The organism is Kitasatospora sp. NPDC002543 (assembly GCF_053594915.1).
In genome coordinates this window covers 1-1,444 of record NZ_JBSFWR010000234.1, presented here as the reverse complement: position 1 = coordinate 1,444, position 1,444 = coordinate 1, and the positions used below count along the sequence as shown (strand labels likewise).

Here is a 1,444-nt window from a genome sequence, read left to right as displayed (position 1 = left end):
CTAGGGCCAATGCCGGTGACTTTGTGGTCCATGCCTCGTTGGTCGTGGTGTGGCGAGGGTGGGGCAGGTCAAGTCGCCTGCGGGTGAGCGGTTGTCGGACCGGATCGCGATCGGGGTGCTGACCCGGGCGTTTCCTCCGGGTCTGGTCGATGAGGTGATCGCCGAGACCGGTCGGGGTGAGAAGCGCAGCCGTCTGCTGCCGGCGCGGGTGGTCGTGTACTTCGTGCTGGCGATGTGCCTGTTCTTCGGGCAGGGCTATGAGGAGGTCGCCCGGCTGCTGGGCGAGGGGCTCGGGGACGGGCGGCGGTCGTGGCGGGTGCCCACGACCGCCGCGATCGGCCGGGCCCGACGGCGTCTGGGACCCGAGCCGCTGCGGTTGCTGTTCGCGCGGGTGTGCCGCCCGCTGGCCGTGCCCGAGACCGCTGGCGCCTGGTATCGGCGCCGGCGGCTGGTGGCGGTGGACGGCACCACGCTGGACCTGGCGGACACCGAGGCCAACGACGTGTTCTTCGGCAGGCCGGGCACAGGGCGTGGGACGGGCGCCTTCCCGCAGGCCCGGGTGGTGGGGCTGGCCGAGTGCGGCACCCATACGGTGTTCGGCGCCGAGGTGGGCCCGCTGTCGGCCGGTGAGCAGACGCTCTCCCGGCGGCTGTTCGCCCACCTGGAAGCGGGGATGCTGCTGCTGGCGGACCGGGGCTTCTACGGTTTCGAGCTGTGGCAGCAGGCGCGGGCCACCGGCGCGGACCTGCTGTGGCGGGTGCGCAAGAGCGCGAACCTGCCCGTCGTGCGGGTCCTGGACGACGGCTCCTACCTCAGCACCATCCATGCGGAGCCGGACCGCAGGAGCCGCCGCAACCCGGTGACGGTGCGGGTCGTCGAGTACACCCTGGCCCGCACCGGCGGCGCCATCGTCTACCGCCTGATCACCACTCTCCTCGACCCGAAGGAGGCACCGGCCGCCGAGCTGGCCGCGCTCTACGCCCAGCGCTGGGAGATCGAGACCACCCTGGATGAGATCAAGACCCACCAGCGCGGCCCCAAGCTCGTCCTGCGCTCGAAGTACCCGTGGGGCGTCGAGCAGGAGGTCTACGGCCTCCTGCTCGTCCACCACGCGATTCGGCAGTTGATGCACCAGGCCGCCCTGCACGAGGGTGTGGACGTCGACCGGCTGTCCTTCACCCGCAGTCTGCGGGTCGTGCGCCGCCAGGTCCCCGCCCAGGCGGCGCTTTCCCCCCGGCAGACTCGCCAGGGCGCTGACCCGCACCCTGGCTGAGATCACCGAACGCCTGCTACCCCCGCGTCGTCAACGGACCTGCCCCCGCGTCATCAAACGCAAGATGTCCAACTGGCCCCTCAAACACGCCCAACACCGCAACTGGCCACCACCACACCCAGCAACACCCACCATCACGCCACACGCCACTACCTAAAGTCACCGGCATTG

1 protein-coding gene is annotated in these 1,444 nt (G+C 71.0%); it reads left to right on the top strand.

The features are described from left to right. Nucleotides 1-49: 49 nt before the first annotated feature. A complete protein-coding gene (locus ACWD4P_RS38185; RefSeq protein ID WP_449782816.1) occupies nucleotides 50-1,273 on the top strand; it encodes an IS4 family transposase in 1,224 nt (407 codons plus the stop codon). Nucleotides 1,274-1,444: the final 171 nt, after the last annotated feature.